We start from the raw sequence: 17326 nt of genomic DNA, 5'->3' as shown, positions 1-17326 counted from the left end.
CTAATTTCTGCGAGCTTGAATTTTCTGCGAACTTTCGTTTTTAACGAGTTGAAAAAAGAAAACGCTGACCTGAGTCAGCGTTTTTTGTAGGCGTTGAACAAGCGGTTACTTAGTCGCTGCAATGTTCACCTGTTTAGAGATGATATTAAATGTCACTGTGTAGGTGCCTTCACTTGCAGGCGTAAAGGCTAGGTTGCCACCATTGTCAGTAACGGCAAGTGAACCCTCAGCAACCACGACATCACTATAGCCATGCTCACACTGTCCCCAATCTCCACAAGTAAACTTGAATTGGAACTCTTGGTTCGCAGCCAGCTCTGCAGTGGTGAAGCTCGCCATAGTTGCGTCTTGTGCATTTGTGGTCATCTTCTGTGCATCGTCGTGACCCCAGTTACCTGAGATTGTGCCTGGGATGTACCAAGTTTTGTCTTTGTAGCTTTCCGCTAGCTTAGCTTCGACAATTACTGGGTTTTCCACATCAGAAGCGTCCAATGAGAACTCATACATACCCATTTCAGTGAAGTTTGAAGGACAGTTCTCACCTCCGCAGCTAATTTGAGAGTCCCAATCACCATGCGTGAACTTGTAACCAGTGTCAGAAGCCAAGCCTAACTCGATAGTGTACAAACCGCTGTTGGTGTAAGGCACTTCAATCGCTGCTGGATCCCAGCTAGCTTGCTCGAAGCCGCCTGCAATGTAGACCTTAGTTTTACCAAACGGTGGTAAGTCTGCTTTCTTCTCTGCAACTGGTAGACCTAGGCCACGCTCAGAGCCTCTTGGTTGAACGAATACCGCGGTAGACCAAGCCGGTACTGAGAACTTGCCTTCAGTGAATGATGCATTTCCAGCAATACCGTTGTCTTCGTGTGCAGCACTCAATTCAAAGCCAGACAGAACAATTGGCTTGCTCTCGTGGTCAACGAAATCACCGACTGTTTGCGTCTCTGGCGTCGCATTGATGATAACGACAATGGCATCAACTGAGCTGTCGATATCCGCGGTTTGGGTACTGCCGTTATCGATGGTCATTGCGATCACACCGGTTGTTTGGCCTTTACCCGTATTTCGGAAGTCGACACGGTTCATGATCTCTTGAGCACTTGGTAGCGTCATCAGATCCGAGGCTGAGCGAAGCATCAACAACTCTTTGTAGTTATTGTACATGCGCTCCATGTGTTCAGCTTGAGGCTGAGAGTTTAGATCAGCCGTCGCACGAGCGATTTGGTCGTAGTTATCCGCATCCTTATCTTTCGCTGGCAGGCCTTTGTTCCAGTTACTGTCGGTAAGAGTGAAGTCAACGAGGTTGTACCAATCGCCGTAGTCGTACGAGTCACGTTGCATCGATTTCGAACGCAGTAGTTCGCCACCCATGTGATTGAACGGCATCGCTTGACCTAGTAGAACAGTAGACATACCAATAGTCTGCATCTGAACACGCACATCTACGCTAGCATCCTCTGATACCTTGTACATGTTGATATCCCAGAATGTTTGGTTATCGTGTTTTGATACGTAGTTTTGTACTTCCCATGGTTGCTCTGCGTAGCCCGCTTCTTGGCCGTTGTAGTCAACTGATGAACCGACTTGCGTGTTGCCTTCGAAGTCGACCATCTTGAAGTCTTTCAAGTTACCCGCCATGCCCAAGCGAGTCAGGTCGATTTGGTGTAGCGCGCGCTCTAGCTCGACGTCAGAAACATTGCCTTCATCATCGGCCATTAGCTCATTTGGCAGTGTTGCTGCGCCCGTTGCGAAGCCTTGAGTCTTACGAATCGCTTCACCACCATCGAATGGGCTACCCCCTCGAACAGCATCTCTGAGTCGGTCTGAGAAAGAACCGATGCCTGTGCCACCTAGGTTAGGTTGTGTTGCTTGTATAAAGCGACGGTTGTTTTCAACTTCACCAAAGTTCCAACCTTCACCGTAGAAGTAAACCTCTGGATTAACTTCACGAGCTGCAGCGAGCGTTTGTTGCATTTGAGATAGTGGGTGGTGGCCCATCAAGTCCCAACGGAATGCATCAATCTTGTACGCTTCTACCCAAGTTTGAATGGAATCGTCGATCAGCTTCGCGAACATTGCATGCTCTGGCGCCGTGTTTTCACAACAGGTTGATGTTTCTACGAGACCAGAATCTGGAACCAGACGTTGGTAATATAGCGGTACGACTTTATCGAGTACCGATTTGTCATTCATGCCCGAAGCGTTAGTGTGGTTGTACACTACGTCTACTACTACGTTCATGCCAACATCTTGCTTGACCGATTTAACCATTTCACGGAATTCAAGAATACGTGCGGTACCTTCTGCATCTGTTGCGTAAGAACCTTCTGGTACAGTGTAGTGGAATGGGTCATAGCCCCAGTTGTAAGAGTCGACAGAGCGGACGTACTCGTTAAGGCCTTCTACCACTGCGTTGTCTTTGGTATCAGTCGCTTTAAGCTCTTCAAAGGCTTCGGCGATTGTGCCATCGCTAGTGCAGTAGTCGCTGTAACGGCTGTCGTTCTTAATCGATTCATTCAAAGAGCAAAGCTTGCTGAATGGTTCGTCGATATCTGCCACTTGGCTTGGATCTTCGTTGATGGTTGCGATATCGAATACAGGCATTAAGTGCAGGTGTGTCATGCCCGCGTCACTAAGCTCTTTAAGATGATTCACTGGTACTGAGTTTTGCTCAGTAAACGCTAGGTATTTACCCTTGTTGTCAGTGCTCTTGTCACGAGCTGAGAAGTCACGAACGTGAGATTCGTAGATCACCATATTCGCTAGATCGCCATTGTCTGGGTTTTGTGAATGTGGGGCATCTAACCCATCCCAACCAGCTGGCTTCAGTTCGTCAGAATCTAGATCCACAGCTTGGCTGTAGAAAGAGTTCATAGATAGGCTGACAGAGTATGGGTCTGTCACTTCGTAGCTGTAACCCTTCTGTTCTCTTGGTTGGAAGACCTTCATCGCATAGCGGTAGAACTTGCTGTCGACTGAATCAGTTTCGACTTCAACGCTCCAACTACCCGTTGCGCTATCCTCTTGCATTGTGTGGCGAGAAGCTTCTGATTTGTCACTGTTGTAAACAACCAGTTCAACCTCAGAGGCGGTTGGTGCCCATAAGCGGAAGGTCACACCGTCATCACCATAGATAGGACCGTATTCAAGGTCAGTTGCTGCCTCGGCAAAGATCGCATCCAGTGCACCTGCGTATTGAACCGCTGTTGAAGAGCGCAGTGCTGCTGGCTCGCCTTCAGCACCATCAGAAGAAGCCAGTGCAATTAAGCTGCCCTTCATTAATGAGCTAAGTGATAGCTCTTCTGGTAAGTTAGGAAGTTCGAACGCTGGGTAATCCGCTAAGTGTGGGAATTTGGATTTTTGAGCGTCTGTGAGTGTTGCACTTGAAAGAACGATAGATGCACCGCTAACGACACCATCTTCTGATACTTGGTACTCACCATTGGAACTGAACATAATCTGAACTTGGTCAGCTCCGTTACCTGCACTCCAAACCAGTGTTTGGTCGTCAATCAGGATCGCGCCAACACTGTCGATAGTGAATTCAGAAGATGGACCTGCAACCTCAAAGGCTTCACTGCGAGTCGCATAAGACGTTGAGCTACCAGCCATGTAAGTGACAGCTGGATTTTTAGCTTGCCCAGAAATATCGATAACAAGGTCAGCACCAATCAGCTTATCTTTATTGGCATTACGGAAGATGAGGTTGAAACATTGGCTTGCATCATCGGTGACCGGAACATACCAAACTGGGCCGAACTCGTCTGAGTCGTCTGGTGTGACACTGGTGTCTTCCCAGTCATCGTTGAAATAGCTTGGATCGCCAGCTGCACACTTTGCATCGTTCCAGATGTGTAGGTTAAGGTTGCCGTAACCGTCTTTGTCTGCGCCTTCTTCTTTCTTATCGCCTAGAGGATCATAAAGGTGAACGGCGAAATGATTAGCTGGTGGAGCAGGCAACTCACCTGGAGGCTGTGCTTCAGGAAGTTTTACATCGGTTCCTTCTTGGTCAAGCCCGTATCCCTTAAGCATGGTGTCCTGACGTGAACCTGAAACCTTTTCACCCGCATGGGTTACACCAACAGTGCTACCCGCATCAGAAGCATCAAGGTTAACCGATGCTTGCTCTGTGGTGCCATCGGTGATCTTACAGCTTCCGGTTGCCTCGCTGGCCGCGACTAGCCAAGTTGGACCAAATTGATCCGAAGATGTCGCAGTAAAGGATTTGTCGCCACATACCAGAGTCCATTTGCTGAAATCTGTCGTGGTATTGGACATGCGCGCCACGTTTGAAGTGGTATCAGCGATGTAGCTTAGTGAAACTTCATTGGCACTTGGAGTTGCAGCTGCGGCTGGCAGATCAACGTTAGGTGCAAGTTCCACTTCGCCCGGTACCGATGTACCTGGTGTTGGTGCGGTGTAGCTGCTGTCGTCATCTCCACATGCACTTAGTGCGCTTGCAGCAAGGATTGGCAGCATTGCTTTTGCAAGGGTAGAGAGTTTAAAGTTTTTTGTATTCACGTGTTATATCCATATTAGTTTTATTCTCGATGAATATCGTAATGTTGAATACGGTGATCTATTTGTGAGCCTTATAAACAAAGTTATTTAAAATTAGGAAATTAAAAGTAATTAGTGTCGGAATCACATTTTGTATTAGGCCAAACGATAATTAATTGGATCGATAACACACAAAACGGGTGATTATTTTAAAAAGGCGTAGAAGGGAGGATGAGTAAATAGGATGAGAACTCAGCCTAATTTTTGTGAGATTACTAGCGCTTTATTTATCACTTAATAATCATCAAAAAAAAAGAGCCGTTTGGCTCTTTTATAATTAGTGATAAATATAGAATTAATTGAGTTTCAACACCCAAGCTAATGCGGCTAATGGCTTCAATTCACAACTGAAATACCCGATGCCGTTATCTACCGTGAGTGATTGTGTTTCTAGACCTTCAATTTTCTCTTCCAAAGAGTAAGTTCCGTCAGCGAGGTTCATAGCGGAGATATGCTCTTCAGGGATAGTCACTTTAATCGACTCATTACCTTGCGTTGCAAAGCGACTGGTCGCGATAACTAGCTCTTTGGCGTCATATCGTAGAAAGGCGTGGCTAGTGTCAGAAAGCTCGCCTTTGGCGAAGAGATCGACGTATTCACCTGTCATTGAAGAGTGCTCTAATGTGAAGTTCATGATGCGTTTATAGAAATGACGCAGTGCGATTTCACTTTCGTTTAGGAGACCACCATCAAACTTGCCGTGGTTCATCCATTTCTGGTGTTGTGGCACACCAACGTAATCAAAGATTGAGGTGCGTGACGGCTGGCCAAACCCTGCGTTTTCAGCGCCGGCTTCACCGACTTCTTGACCGAAATAGAGCATGGTTGGAGAGCTACTGATTAAAGCACTCACTAACATTGCAGGCCTTGCCATTTCTGGGTTACCAGCAAACTCCGGCGACGCGACACGCTGCTCATCGTGATTGTCTAAGAAGTGCAGCATGTGATGCTCAATGTCTTGCATCTTGCCTTGAATCTCAGAAATGATCGCGGTGGAGGCTTTGCCCTGCATGATATCTTTTAGACCATCATAGAGATCGACCTTGTCGTAGAGGTAATCCATCTTACCGAGGTGAATGTAATCTCGATAGAGATCCGGTTGGTAGACCTCTGCCATCAGGAAGGCATCGGATTTGCGCATTTTAATAGATGAATTCAAGTAGCTCCAAAACTCGACAGGCACCATCTCTGCCATGTCGTAGCGGAAGCCATCTACGCCTTTAGCGATCCAGTACAGCGCAATATCGCGGAACTTAACCCAAGAGCTAGGTACATCAAACTGCTGCCAGTAGTGGTAATGCTCGATGTAGTCTTTGTCTTCATAGCTTTGCGGAAGTTCAGGGAAGTCTTTGCTGCCATCAGGCTTGATACCGTAGTTAATTTTGACCGTTTCATACCAATCGTCGAAGTTAGGTTTAGCTAAACGTGAGCCGTTTCCTGTCCATTTGGCGGGCTTTTCAACGAACGGTACTTCTAGGCTAGGGTGCGCTTCTCCACCAAGTGGCGTAAAGGCTGGGTCGATATCCGGCAGCTCAAACTGGGAATCTGGGATGTAATAGAAGTTATTCTCTCTGTGATACTCAACACTGGTATCGTCACTGGCACCGAAGTCTTCAACGCCAGCTGGATTGTGATTACCACGATACTGACGGGCGACATGGTTTGGTACGATATCGATGATAACTTGTAACCCATTTTCGTGGCTGCGCTTAATGAGAGCCTCAAACTCTTCAATGCGCTTTTCCGGGTTATCTGCCAAATCTGGATTGACCGAGTAGTAGTCTTTGACCGCGTAGGGAGAGCCAGCTCGGCCTTTAACCACACTTGGATGATCTTGGGTGATTCCCACTTCTTGGTAGTCATTGATCACTGCGTGATGCGGGACCCCGGTATACCAGATGTGGGTGATGCCTAGGTCCTTAATTTCAGAAAGTGCTTTGTCGGTAAAATCACTGAATTTACCAACGCCATTCTCTTCAATTGTGCCCCAAGGCTTATTGTTGGTGTTTTGGTTGCCAAACAGCCGTGTAAAGACTTGATAGATGGTATGTTTTTTATTGTACATGGTTATAATTCCTTAACTTCCATCATGTTATGTAGGGATGAGGCGAGTAGGCTAGCGCAAATAACGGGCTTATTACTCATCCTTTCTATAAGAATTCAGGGCGTAGTTATTAAGCTTCGTGAGCTGCTGCGCAAAAGGGGATAACCTTGTCGTCATCATTAAAAATTGTGTTTACCTATCTCTTTATTGTGAGCCTTTCGATCGCGTTTTATTCAAGCTCAAAACTGATGCTTGGAGGTTATTTATTGATAGGGCTGATGACTTATTTGACTTACGCAAAAGATAAGCGAGCGGCAATAAAAGGTGAGTGGCGTGTCCCAGAGAATACACTTCATCTGCTTGCGTTATGTGGGGGCTGGCTAGGCGCGTTGATAGCCCAGCAGCAGTTTCGACATAAGACTCAAAAGCAGCCCTTTAAAACGCTGTTTTTCATCTGCTGTGGTCTGAATATTCTAGGGTTTGTGTGGACATTAACGCCTCATGGACAGTCTATGTTGACTCTGCCTCAAGAGGCGCTTTTTAGCTGGTTGTAGCTCGAGTAAGAAATAGATCAGCAAGGACTTAAATCATTGGTACGGTCGAAACTAACAGTAACAATGCCATCGCGTAGTTGAAGCCTTTAATGCGCAAGGGAGTCGTCAACCAGTGCTGGAGCTGTTTCCCCGCTGCAGTCCAAAATGTCACGGATGGCAGGTTAGCAAGCGTAAAAATAGCGGCGATGATTGCGAGCTCAACCCATGAGCTGCCAGTGCTGTAAACCGAAATTGCCGTTAATGCCATCGACCATCCTTTCGGGTTAACCCACTGAAAGCTTGCAGCAGCTAGAAACGACATCGGCTTGTAGCTTTCCTTCTCTTCTGCTTTACCGCTGGTAGCAATTTTAATCGCTAAATAAACCAGGTAAGCCAAGCTCAGATATTTCAATACTTGGTGAATAATAGGGAAGCTGTGGAACAAACCCATTAAGCCAAAGCCGACCAATAGCAGCATAATGGCGAAGCCAAGTGCGATACCCAGCATGTGTGGGATGGTCTTGGTGAAGCCTACATTTGCGCCCGAAGTCATCAACATGATGTTGTTTGGGCCAGGTGTGAAGGTCGAGACAAACGCAAATAACGCGAGTGCGGTAAGTTGTTCAAAAGGCATGGCGTTGTTCCTAAATAGTGAAAATTACAGTTGTGTCTGACCGGTCACGATTCATACTAAGTGGAAAGTCGGGCAATTATGTGCTTTTATTCGAGTTAAATTCACTAATTGCACAATTAAATTCACCTATGGATAGATTTGACGAAAGGATATTGCTTGAGCTGAAAGCGGACGGCAGAGTCTCCAATATTGAGCTCTCGGAACGCATCGGTTTATCTCCGTCTGCGACATTACGCCGCGTTCAAGAACTAGAGAAACAAGGCGTGATTCAGGGCTATCGTGCTGTGCTCGATAACACCTTAATGGGCGTTGGCTTTATCGCGTATGTTTCTATTGGTTTATCAAGTCACAGCAAAGCAGCGCAGCAAGAGTTTGAAGATCATGTCAGTTTGGAAAAAGAGGTAGTCGAGTGCCATAACATTACTGGGGCGAACGAATACCTGTTGCGGGTGGAAACTCAAGATTTACCCAGCTATAAAAAGTTTCATGCGGATGTGTTGGGTGAGTGTCCTCAAGTACAGTCCATCACAACCATGGTGGTGATGGATACGCCGAAAGATGAACGATAACCGAATCTATTTTCTAAAGAGAATCATGTGTTAAATACCAACCAATTACTTCTGTTCCTTGATGTGGTTCAGCAGGGATCTTTTACCAAAGCGGCAACGCTTCATGACATGGATAATTCGTCTTTGTCTAAGCAGATCAAGCGCTTGGAAGCTGACCTTGGTGTTCAGTTGCTCAATCGATCTACACGATCGTTTTCACTGACTTCTGCGGGTGAAGAGATCTTAGCGCAAGCTCGTGTGCTTCAAGACACCCTAAATCAGATTCAAGGAATTGCCGACTCGTATCAGTCTGAACCTAAAGGTGTACTGCGGATTACCTCTCCAATCTATTTTGGACAACAGTATTTGCAGCCGATCGTGACTCAATTTATGCGTCGCTATCCCGATGTTCAGGTCGTGCTCTCACTGGACGATAAGATTGCCAATATCATTGCGGGTAAAATCGATATCGCCTTCCGTTTCAGTAAGTTGGTTGAATCAAACCTTATCGCCAAGAAAATAGCAGATAGTCACTTTATGCTGGTGGCATCGCACGATTTTATCGCTGAGCATGGTGAGCCACAAACGCCACAGGATCTGTTGTCGTTGCCTGCGATTATTTATACCAACGGTGATATGACGCTCGATCAATTGCGCATTAGTGAGCAACCTAATGGCGATACGTATCAAGTGTTGTCGCTGCAAGGCAATTATAAGGTGAGTGACGTACGCACTATTGTTTCGGGCGTCAGTGATGGGTTGGGTTATGGTTTTTTGGACCAATCGAACCTGCACGCACCAATGAAAGACCTTGGACTCGTTCAGTTACTTCCTGAGTATCGTATATCAACCGAAGAGACTGCCATCTATGCCGTGTATCCACACAGAAAGCAGACAAAGTTGGTGAAAGAGTTCATTAGCTGTGTCCAAGATTACATTGGCTCACCGACTATCTGGGAAAGAATGCAGAGCGACAAATAGTAAGTTTGACAAAAACGGTAAGCATGGGCGGTTTGAGACATGAGTTTCAAGCCGCTTTTTTTATTTAGTGTTTACCGAAGAATTTTGGTGCCCCGATTTACAATGTAAAATTGAGCAAAAAAGAGGCGTATAAATGAGGTAATTAGAGGGAGCCTAGCTGTCCATGAGTTACGGTGTAACTTGGCGGGGCAGGTTATTTCTTAAAACTAGCAGATTGCTGATAAACGAAACGATAGCGCAGTAACACTTTCGTGACCTTGAGTAGGGAAATATGCCGAGAGTGAGTATGATGGTTTACAAGGTCAAAGGGTGAGATGGCTGCTTTCTGCAATGACATCAAGCGAATGACTTAGGTTGGAAGCAATATCACATCACCCACTAGCATTTCATTCTGATCAAATCGGTTTAGCTTCTTATGGCACAAGAATCCTGAGATACTAAACTCATGATGGCTATAGGTTCTTTCTTTAGCCTATTAATCTCCATTTATCGACTAGTATCGATATAAAAATAAACACTAGTTGAACAACAAACAGTTGAGACGTTATGAGCACAATGGGCATCGCTATCGGTGCAACTGCACTTTCTCTGATTTTAGTCGTCATTTGGCTGATCTCTTTATCTCTGAGAAAGCAGCGACTAGAGCAAGAGCGCAAGGCTAGAGAGGTCGCTTATCGAAAGGCGATAGAGAAGGCTCGCCTGCAAGAAAAGAAAGACCGCTTGTTCAAAGCTGAGACTGGTCATATCCCTTCAGTCCTCTATTTGGCGAAAGAAGCAGAACGCACCAATATCAAAGAGGCGTTGTATTGGTATGAGAAAGCGGCGCAGCAAGATAATGTCAACGGTATGTATGGTATTGTTCGCCTCAGCATGAAGCGTAAAGAGGACCTGATCTTGAGAGAGCAGGCAAACTTTTGGCAGCTAGCGATTGCTGCATTAGATAACGATTCCGATGCTAAATTCAATATGGGGCAAGCCTTGATTCATGGTCGAGGCACCACTAAGAACATCCCGAAAGGTTATGCTCTGATTGAAGAAGCTGCCACCAGTGGGCATACCGATGCTATGTTGTTTATGGGCGATTGGTGCCTCGATAAAGACAACTCTGACTACTCTCCAGAAAACGCTGTGGAGTGGTTTCGAATGGCGGCAGATAAGCATGATCTCAACGGAAAGATTAAGTTAGGTCTGAGTTATTTGAATGGTTTAGGTGTCGAGAAAAACCACGGACAAGGCTGTTATTGGCTAGAGCGTGCTGCGGAGAAGAACAATACCGAAGCCATGTTCCATGCGGGTGAAGCTTGGATTGACCATGGTGAGCACGGTAATGCTATTGCTTACATTTGGCTGTTTTTATCTGCTCATTTTGGTTATGAACCTGCTAAAGCGCAGCGTGACAAAGTCGGCGCTAATCTTGGTGTTGATTCGATCGTTGGATTACAGGCGTTAACCAAGCCTATTATGACCAAGCTATCGCAAGAAGCGGTAACCAAGCACTCTGTAATCAAGGCGCTTAATAAGCTTTATAAACGCAAAGTACCTGTGCCTAAGAAAACAGAAGAGGGTGTCGAAGTGATGCCTGAAGAGATAGCAGAAGACGTCGCGCTAGAGCAGCCGACAAAGGAAGTGAGTGATTACACACAAGTCCCGTTTGATGCATCAACCAACAAACCAAGTGATGGTTCCGCTGGGCTCGATTTTAGTCAGTCGACCGTTCAGCCCAATTGGAAGAGCTAGTTTAAAATACTCATTGAGTCTCGAGAAAACGAATCAATCAGCGATGTTGGTATAAGAATTGAAGCAAACAAAAAGGGGTAGCCAGTGGCTACCCCTTTGCGATCTTAATCTGAGATTAAGCGTCAGACTTTTGCTGTTCAGCTTTACATACCGCGGCAGTGAATACCACGTCTGTAGAACTGTTCAGAGCTGTCTCAGCAGAATCTTGAATTACACCGATGATGAAGCCTACCGCTACAACCTGCATTGCTACGTCGTTCGAGATACCGAATAGGCCACACGCTAGTGGGATAAGTAGAAGTGAACCACCCGCAACACCAGAAGCGCCACATGCAGATACAGCTGCAACAAGGCTTAGAAGGATCGCAGTGAAGATATCGATTTGGATACCCATAGTGTGTACAGCAGCTAATGTTAGAACAGTAATCGTGATTGCTGCACCAGCCATGTTGATGGTTGCGCCTAGTGGGATAGATACAGAGTAAGTATCTTCGTCTAGGTTAAGCTTCTTACATAGGTTCATGTTTACAGGGATGTTTGCTGCACTTGAACGCGTGAAGAATGCCGTTACACCAGATTCACGTAGACATTGAAGAACCAGTGGGTAAGGGTTCTGCTTAGTCTTAACAAATACGATGATTGGGTTGATAACCAATGCGATGATCAGCATAGAGCTTAGTAGTACAGCCAGTAGCTGACCATAGCTTGCTAGTGCTTCGAAACCAGTTGTCGCAAATGTTGCAGATACTAAACCGAAAATACCGAAAGGTGCTAGGCGGATGATGAAGCGAACAATGTGTGAAACACTGTGGCTTAGGTCTTCGAATACCGCTTTGGTTGTCGCTGAAGCGTGGTGTAGAGCAAGGCCTAGACCGATCGCCCATGCAAGGATACCGATGTAGTTTGCGTTCATCAGTGCATTTACTGGGTTATCAACCAGTTTGAATAGCAGTGTTTGTAGAACTTCTGTGATGCCCTGAGGAGGGTTTGCACCTTCAGCACCAGCAACCAGAGTTAGAGTCGTTGGGAACATGAAGCTCAGAACAACGGCCGTTAGTGCAGCAGAGAAGGTACCAATCAAGTAAAGCACAATGATTGGGCGCATGTGAGTATGCTGACCTTTCTTTTGGTTAGCGATAGAAGCAGCAACAAGAATGAATACTAAAATTGGGGCTACAGCTTTTAACGCACCTACGAACAGACTACCTAGTAGACCTGCATCTTGAGCCGCTGAAGGCGAGAACATGGCGAGAACGACACCGAATACAATACCAGCAAGGATCTGTAGAACGAGATTTCCACGAGCGATGCGGGCGAACATGTTGTGATTTTGCATAAATTACCTGCAATTGTTAACTTATTATAGTGATATTTCTTTTATAAAATGGAACCATTTCGAACTATACACTAGTCGAATGGGCGGTCATATTAGCTTGATTAATCTCAGTGTCTAGGATTAGTTTCATTTTGGTGTAATTGTTTGCGCTGTGTGGGTGTTTTAGCTCTAATTGTTAAATTTATGTATGCAAGCTAAGATATAAATCTTTACAAATGTGGATATGTAGTTGATGTGTCTGTGGTTGTGATTGGCAAGGAATGGTTATGCAAACTATGTATGCATAATTGATATCTTGGATGTAAAAATGCTGCCAAGCGATCTCTCACTGGCAGCATGTATTGCTTTATCTTTGTCTGCTATTTGATGACTAAGTATGCATATTAATCATCGAACTGTTTTCGATGACGGCTTTCATTCTGCACACTGCGATACATCTTAGTTAGCTGTTTAAAATTCGCACGCTGCTGCGCTAGCGTCGCACTGTTTCTCGCTTGTTCACGGAGCAGTTTTTGGTAGTTGTTGAACCGACGCTCTGTTAAATCGCCATTTTCGAGTGCTTGTTGAATCGCACACCCTGGTTCAGATTGATGTTGGCAATCTGAGAAGCGACAATTCATGGCAAGCTCTTCGATGTCGGCAAAGGTTTCACTGACACCTTCGGCACATTCAGAAAGTTGCAGCTCTCGCATTCCTGGAGTATCGATCAACAAACCACCGCCTTTCAGCAAATGAAGTGAACGTGACGTGGTTGTGTGTCGACCTTTGCTGTCGTCTTCACGAATCCCACCCGTCGCTTGAGCTTGCTCAGCCATCAGAGAGTTGACGATTGTCGACTTACCTACTCCCGATGAGCCCATCAAAGCGACAGTCGCACCAGATGTACACCATGGTGCGAGTACCTGAACTGACTCTAAATCAAGTCCGTTGACGGTCTCAATCATGAGTAACGGATCCAGACTCTGAACTTGGCTTACTTTGGTCTCTGAGTCATCACATAAGTCTTTTTTGGTTAAGACGATGACAGGTTCCACTTTCGCTTCATTAGCCAGTGCTAAGTAACGCTCAATGCGGCTTAGATTGAAATCGTGGTTCAAGGATACGACGATGAACACGGTCGTAACGTTGGCCGATATCAATTGTTCCGCTACTCGAGTGCCTGAAGCTTTACGGCTAAACAGTGACTGGCGGTCCAATAATCGCTCAAATTGTTGGTTGGGTTTGACTAACACCCAGTCGCCAACGGTCATTGCGGGCAAAGCATGGTGAATCGCGAGATGGATTTCACCCTGCTCAGAAGCAAGTGTATAGCCGCTTCGGTGATGTGCGATAACTCGAGCTGCGAAGTTTTCTTGCTCGTAATCTTCAAGTGTTAGCTGTTGTTGGAAAATAGGTTTCCATCCAAGTTGCGAGATTGAAATTGGATCGGAAAATGCGTTTTTAGAATTCATTGCTATACCTCGACATACAACTCGCGACTTTGGCGCTATTGCGATGTCAAAAAATGAGAATATGGGTCGAATTCAATAGATAGGACCCCGGGTTTTGTGCTTGTCTGCAGCGCAAACCGGGTAAAAGAAGTGATCATTAGATTTTTCAGCTTAGTGTGAATGATGTTTACACCATGCTGGATAACAAGTTACAGATATATACGAAGTAACTTATTGGTCGTAAGGGAAAGTAAGTTGTTGTTGCCTTACGAGTAGTACGCTTCTTTTACTAAGGGCGCTAGTGGGTTCATTACAATCATGGACGTTCTCCTTGGTGAGTTATTGACAGTAGTGAGTATAACGTAATGTCATACCACTCGACTCTAAATTGCTTGGCGACTTTAACAAAAAACCATGACAACGAGAAGCTGTCATGGTCAATTATTATGCGAATTTGAATGGAAACTCTAACTTAATGATGAGAATGGTCCATTTTCTTCATGCCATTCATCACTTTTTTGACAGGAACTTCGACAGTTTGGGCGTCGCCGTTCGCGTAGTTGAGGGTTAGAGTGATGCTTTGCCCTTCCTCAAGGCGAGCAGCTAAATCAAATAACATGATGTGTAAGCTTCCCGGCTTCAGCTCTGTGCTGCCATGCGCTGGGATTTGAATGCTTTCAACCTGACGCATTTTCATGACTTCACCTTCCATGATGACATCATGAAGTTCTACTTTTCCAGCCGCTGGTGTCGAGGCAGAGACAAGCGTGCGAGTTACATCGCTGTGATTCATCAGAGTGGTAAAAACAGCGCTATTCACAGCGGAAGGCGGCATTGCGCGTGCATAGGCGTCATGAATCATAACGTCACTTGCTTGAGCAACTGAAGAAAGCAGCATACCTGCTAATGCGAGGGCTTTTAATTTCATTATTCTTGGTTCCCTAAACAATCTAATTGAATCGGTTAACGGCTATCGCTAGGCGTTATAGCTTTTTGATTGCATCAACAATCGGCGCTGGCGTAAGTGTATGTGGAACCTTAGTAATCAAGGTGCCATCAGGTTTTAAAAAGTAGAAGTAAGAGCTGTGATCAAGCGTGTACTCAAGCTCTGAGCCTTCTAATTCTGACTTACGGAAAATCACGCCGTAGTTATGAGCCAGCGCTGTTGTGATATCAAGAGGGCCGCTTAATCCTTCCATATTCGGGTGGAAGTATTGTGCGTATTCATAAGATGCTTCTGCAGCATCACGTTCTGGGTCTAAAGAGATAAACATCGGGCGAACGTTCGCGACTTCTTCTTCAGATAGCTGATTGAGCGCCCCAGCCAACATGGCTAGTGACGTTGGGCAAACGTCTGGGCAGCGTGTGAAGCCAAAGTACACAATGCGCACTCGAGTATCACTTTCGTCGAAGATCTCTACGGGTTGGTTGTCTTTACCAAACAGAGTAGTTGCTGAGATCTGTTGCTCTTTCTCTAGCTGCATTTGAGCTTTACTCTGTTCATCAAGGTAGGTTTTGACCCCGAACCCGAGTACGAATGCAACGACTAATGCGAGTGACCAGTTTTTACTCATCTTTCCATCCTTATTGCTGGGTGTACCGTATTCTTGCCGTCGGTTAATTCACCGAGCCATGTCATCTTGTCCATGGTACACACAGGTAAAATGACGTCACCTTGGAATGTATTCCCTTCGGTGCGCTTTAATTGAAATCTCGCCGTACCCATCTCCATTTCTAAACCACTGAGTGATAACTGAAGTTGGTCGGAACTGGTGCCATCCCAAGTGACGGTTAGAGTGGCAGGCACCAGAGGTTGGGCGGTATCGTGCTCAAACACCATGGTGACCGAATCTTGAGCGCACTCTTGCGTGCTCAACATACAGTACTGACTGATGTCTTGCTCTGTTTGAGTGTCTAGCGCGTGATTAACTTGCTCGAGTAGTTGTGGGCCAAAGAAGCCGGCAAGCAGGGCGGCGCTTACCATCGCAACCTTAAGTGCTGGGTGCATAGGGGCTCTCATCATTCCTTATATTGAGGGGCGATGGTATCACAAAGCTCATTACGTGCTTGTATCAAAAAACAATTTTGTGCGGAGGGTAGAAGCTTTGTAGTGGAGATTTATTTGGATATTGGTCATGGATTTTTGGGATATACCAGATACAAAAAAGCGAAGCTGCTTGCTTCGCTTTAGGTGTTTTCTATTAATTTCTGTCTATTGGTCTGTTAATGACCGTTTCGCTCTGCGAATTTCTCTAGGCCCAGCACCAATAGAATCGCTGCCATCATCATGATTACCGCTAGAACCAACTGTGATGGTTGAGAAGTAATAGATTCAAATTCAAATGGAGAAAGATTCTCTTGAATCAATGGCACTTGCTCACCCTTGGAGTTAGTGCGCCAGCTGATAGTCTCTTTCCAAGGCCAGATTTTTGGCAGGGTGCCAATCATCAAACCAGTTAGGAATACTAAAGTTACATCTCTAAATGAACGCAGTAGCCAAGAAAGAACGTGAGAGAAGCTTAAAAGACCAATCACGCATCCAGAAAGAAACAGCAGTAGGATGTCAATTTGGAAACCCTTTACGGCAACAAGTACAGGTGTGTACATGCCGATAAGTAGCAAAATGAAACTGCCGGAGATACCTGGAAGGATCATCGCACAGATTGCAATCGCGCCTGCAAGCATGACATTAATGCTGGTTGGTTCCATGTGCAGCGGTTTAAGAACTGTGATGCTATAAGCAAAAGCAACGCCGAGTAACAGAAATAGCCCACGTATTGCATCGCGCTTCTCAACTTGCTTAAGAATGTGGAACACAGAGACCAAGATCAGACCGAAGAAGAAAGACCACAATGGCACAGGGTGGGCGACCAGTAACCAAGAGATCAGTTTTGCTAAGGTAGCGATGCTAGTGAATACACCACCAAATAGAGCGATTAAGAAGAAGCCATTGATGTGATTGAATGCAGCTTTAAAGCCTTCACGTTTCCAAATACCTAACACACTAGGGTTGATTCGACGAATGCTTTCTAAAAGCGTGTCATAAATGCCAGTAATAAAAGCAATGGTGCCACCCGATACACCAGGCACAACATCTGCTGCACCCATCGCCATGCCTTTAAAGAAAGTACTTAAGTAGTTCATTTGTCTCTGAGAGTTAATAATGGTTTGGTGCAGTATACAAACTTTGGTGTAAAAAAAGTATGAATATGCAATCGAGGACGTCACTTTAATCCTTAGTCCACGGAGACGGTATGGATTGTGTCATCAAATTCATTCTGGGAAGCAAAATAATAAACCTTGCACCCTATTTTGACTCGCATTATTACCAATTCAAATGAAATTGATTTCTTATTCATATTGCGTTTGTTTGCATTATGCAATTGCATTTTGCATATCGAGAGTCGTTTAAAGAGGCATTTTTGCGATATTCCCCCAAAAAACTGTGTTTTAAAAGTTGGCACGCATCCTGCTTTATACCGAGTGACCCTTCTTAAGCCGAGGGTCACCTAGCCAACTGACG

13 protein-coding genes are annotated in these 17326 nt (G+C 45.5%); 4 read left to right on the top strand and 9 right to left on the bottom strand.

Annotation, left to right across the window (positions count from 1 at the left end; all coding sequences use genetic code 11):
* Positions 1 to 105 precede the first annotated feature (105 nt).
* Entirely contained in the window at positions 106 to 4521 is a 4416-nt protein-coding gene (gene pulA / locus KI743_RS07005; RefSeq protein ID WP_285465724.1) for a pullulanase-type alpha-1,6-glucosidase, read from the bottom strand.
* A gap of 334 nt (positions 4522 to 4855) precedes the next feature.
* Positions 4856 to 6625: an alpha-amylase family protein gene (locus KI743_RS07000; protein WP_285465723.1), complete on the bottom strand. Its 1770-nt coding sequence runs from the start codon at positions 6623 to 6625 to the stop codon at positions 4856 to 4858.
* Between the two features lie 146 nt (positions 6626 to 6771).
* Between KI743_RS07000 and KI743_RS06995 the strand changes: the two genes are divergently transcribed.
* Positions 6772 to 7158 carry a DUF1294 domain-containing protein gene (locus KI743_RS06995; RefSeq protein ID WP_285465722.1) on the top strand — a complete coding sequence of 129 codons (387 nt, stop codon included), beginning with the start codon at positions 6772 to 6774 and terminating at the stop codon, positions 7156 to 7158.
* A gap of 28 nt (positions 7159 to 7186) precedes the next feature.
* Here KI743_RS06995 and KI743_RS06990 read toward each other — a convergent pair whose 3' ends face one another.
* Positions 7187 to 7771, bottom strand: coding sequence for a LysE family translocator (locus tag KI743_RS06990; protein ID WP_032550544.1), 585 nt, complete (start codon positions 7769 to 7771; stop codon positions 7187 to 7189).
* Positions 7772 to 7899: 128 nt separating this feature from the next.
* On the opposite strand from KI743_RS06990, the gene KI743_RS06985 reads away from it, so the two are divergent.
* From KI743_RS06985 to KI743_RS06975, 3 genes are all read left to right on the top strand, one after another.
* Positions 7900 to 8340, top strand: coding sequence for an Lrp/AsnC family transcriptional regulator (locus tag KI743_RS06985; RefSeq protein WP_032550543.1), 441 nt, complete (start codon positions 7900 to 7902; stop codon positions 8338 to 8340).
* Between the two features lie 27 nt (positions 8341 to 8367).
* Complete coding sequence (locus tag KI743_RS06980) at positions 8368 to 9300, top strand: LysR family transcriptional regulator (protein ID WP_285465721.1); 933 nt, start codon at positions 8368 to 8370, stop codon at positions 9298 to 9300.
* Positions 9301 to 9855: 555 nt separating this feature from the next.
* Positions 9856 to 11037: a tetratricopeptide repeat protein gene (locus KI743_RS06975; protein ID WP_150870355.1), complete on the top strand. Its 1182-nt coding sequence runs from the start codon at positions 9856 to 9858 to the stop codon at positions 11035 to 11037.
* A 115-nt stretch (positions 11038 to 11152) separates the two neighbouring features.
* Here KI743_RS06975 and sstT read toward each other — a convergent pair whose 3' ends face one another.
* From sstT to KI743_RS06945, 6 genes are all read right to left on the bottom strand, one after another.
* Positions 11153 to 12373, bottom strand: a complete 1221-nt coding sequence (gene sstT, locus KI743_RS06970; RefSeq protein ID WP_032550540.1) for a serine/threonine transporter SstT — start codon at positions 12371 to 12373, stop codon at positions 11153 to 11155.
* Between the two features lie 383 nt (positions 12374 to 12756).
* On the bottom strand, positions 12757 to 13824 hold the full coding sequence (gene rsgA, locus KI743_RS06965; RefSeq protein ID WP_285465720.1) for a ribosome small subunit-dependent GTPase A: 1068 nt from the start codon (positions 13822 to 13824) through the stop codon (positions 12757 to 12759).
* A 451-nt stretch (positions 13825 to 14275) separates the two neighbouring features.
* Complete coding sequence (locus tag KI743_RS06960; protein ID WP_285465719.1) at positions 14276 to 14731, bottom strand: copper chaperone PCu(A)C; 456 nt, start codon at positions 14729 to 14731, stop codon at positions 14276 to 14278.
* Between the two features lie 55 nt (positions 14732 to 14786).
* Entirely contained in the window at positions 14787 to 15377 is a 591-nt protein-coding gene (locus tag KI743_RS06955; RefSeq protein WP_285465718.1) for an SCO family protein, read from the bottom strand.
* Positions 15374 to 15811: a hypothetical protein gene (locus KI743_RS06950; RefSeq protein ID WP_285465717.1), complete on the bottom strand. Its 438-nt coding sequence runs from the start codon at positions 15809 to 15811 to the stop codon at positions 15374 to 15376. Before KI743_RS06950 ends, KI743_RS06955 begins: the two co-directional genes overlap by 4 nt.
* A 215-nt stretch (positions 15812 to 16026) precedes the next feature.
* Positions 16027 to 16947, bottom strand: coding sequence for a DUF368 domain-containing protein (locus KI743_RS06945; protein WP_285465716.1), 921 nt, complete (start codon positions 16945 to 16947; stop codon positions 16027 to 16029).
* Positions 16948 to 17326: the final 379 nt, after the last annotated feature.

The sequence above is a fragment of the Vibrio sp. D420a genome (genome assembly GCF_030248625.1).
GTDB classification, from domain to species: Bacteria; Pseudomonadota; Gammaproteobacteria; order Enterobacterales; family Vibrionaceae; genus Vibrio; species Vibrio fortis_A.
This window is presented reverse-complemented; position numbering and strand designations above follow the sequence as displayed.

Excerpts from the sequence above, each read along its gene's own strand:
- KI743_RS07000 (WP_285465723.1), bottom strand. The coding sequence starts at position 6,625 with ATGTACAATAAAAAACATACCATCTATCAAGTCTTTACACGGCTGTTT.
- KI743_RS06955 (WP_285465718.1), bottom strand. The coding sequence starts at position 15,377 with ATGAGTAAAAACTGGTCACTCGCATTAGTCGTTGCATTCGTACTCGGG.
- rsgA (WP_285465720.1), bottom strand. The coding sequence starts at position 13,824 with ATGAATTCTAAAAACGCATTTTCCGATCCAATTTCAATCTCGCAACTT.
- KI743_RS06960 (WP_285465719.1), bottom strand. The coding sequence starts at position 14,731 with ATGAAATTAAAAGCCCTCGCATTAGCAGGTATGCTGCTTTCTTCAGTT.
- KI743_RS06990 (WP_032550544.1), bottom strand. The coding sequence starts at position 7,771 with ATGCCTTTTGAACAACTTACCGCACTCGCGTTATTTGCGTTTGTCTCG.
- KI743_RS06985 (WP_032550543.1), top strand. The coding sequence starts at position 7,900 with ATGGATAGATTTGACGAAAGGATATTGCTTGAGCTGAAAGCGGACGGC.
- KI743_RS06950 (WP_285465717.1), bottom strand. The coding sequence starts at position 15,811 with ATGCACCCAGCACTTAAGGTTGCGATGGTAAGCGCCGCCCTGCTTGCC.
- sstT (WP_032550540.1), bottom strand. The coding sequence starts at position 12,373 with ATGCAAAATCACAACATGTTCGCCCGCATCGCTCGTGGAAATCTCGTT.
- KI743_RS06945 (WP_285465716.1), bottom strand. The coding sequence starts at position 16,947 with ATGAACTACTTAAGTACTTTCTTTAAAGGCATGGCGATGGGTGCAGCA.
- KI743_RS06975 (WP_150870355.1), top strand. The coding sequence starts at position 9,856 with ATGGGCATCGCTATCGGTGCAACTGCACTTTCTCTGATTTTAGTCGTC.